At 39.7% G+C, this 1,301-nt stretch carries 1 protein-coding gene; it reads right to left on the reverse strand.

Translation table 11 applies throughout. The features are described from left to right. Positions 1 to 6 precede the first annotated feature (6 nt). Positions 7 to 1,221 (reverse strand): ISL3 family transposase, encoded by a 1,215-nt coding sequence (locus OEV82_RS16055; protein WP_263062442.1) that lies wholly within the window; start codon positions 1,219 to 1,221, stop codon positions 7 to 9. Positions 1,222 to 1,301: the final 80 nt, after the last annotated feature.

The raw sequence follows: 1,301 nt of genomic DNA on the forward strand, positions 1-1,301 counted from the left end.
CCACCCCTATCCTATATGTAGACCCATTCCTTTATACTGATGTCTCAATAAGATTCTTGCTCGAAATCTCTTGAAGTTTTTATATCCATAGCCGTTTCGCTTGATGACTTTTGTGGTATTATTAATTCCTTCCAAAAAGCCATTGGAATGACCATACACAAAGCTATTCAGGATTTCTACTTGCCAATTTCGAAACGTTTCTATCGCTTGTTTCATCTCTGGAATTCCTGATTCCTCTACTACTTGATAAAATGCTTCCAGCTCTTTTTTTACCTCTTTAATCTTTTCTTGACCGATTTCTTTCGCTCGGTTAAACCATACTTGATAACGTTCTTTTAGTTCATAGGCTTTTTTTAGCTCTTCCGACATATTCAAATAGCGTTCTAAATGCCACTGATCGTCTTCAGTTAAAGTGTTTTGAGGTTTATAAAAAATGTACCTTTTTCTTTTGCACTTTTTACGGTCATAGTCGTGAAACTGCTGCTGAATACGCCTGCGAACTCGATCAATCCCCCAATAAATATAACGACAAAAATGAAAACGATCCGCCACAATCACTGGGTTACCTAGGGCCGAACGAACGGCTGCCTTAAAAGAAGGACTCATATCCATAATCACCACTTGAACGTGGTGACCATACCTTTGAAGGTAGTCTTTTATCGTCTTTTTATTTCGGTTCGGTAGGATGTCTAGGGGTTGCTTAGTGATCCCATCGGCGATGATGAGTTGATACTTTCCTTCTCTTGTATCTCCTTTATATTCATCAATCGCAATCACTCGGGGTAGTGACTCTACTTGCTTGACTTCCGTTTGAGCGATTTGATCAAATCGCCTCATAATGGTCGTGGATGAGGTTCCGTAAACATCCCCTACTTCCTTAAATGTCTTTCCCTTAATAGCGCATACGGACACGGCCTGATTCCATTCAATCGATGTTCGTTGATATCGTTTGACAAACGTATTCTTTTCGGAAAAGCGTTTTCCGCAAGCACAGGCATATCGACGACGTTTATACCAAATATACGTCATCCGTTCAAACCATTTTAAATGTTGAACTTTTTGCCATCGATAATCATGAACTTTGTTGGTGAGCTGACCACAGTCAGGACAAGGGTGAGGCTTTCGCTCCATTTCCACATAGAGGAAGATTTCACCTTTACGCTCCTCCATTTTTATCACCTGACAGTCTTTTAATCCTGGGATATTCATGATAGAATTCATAGTACACGCAACTCCATTCTTTTTGCTTGTTTCTGGACAATTCAAGTATAAAAGAATGACGGGGTTGCGTGTCTTTTTTT

The sequence above is a fragment of the Pallidibacillus thermolactis genome (assembly GCF_025660415.1).
GTDB classification, from domain to species: Bacteria; Bacillota; Bacilli; order Bacillales; family Caldibacillaceae; genus Pallidibacillus; species Pallidibacillus thermolactis.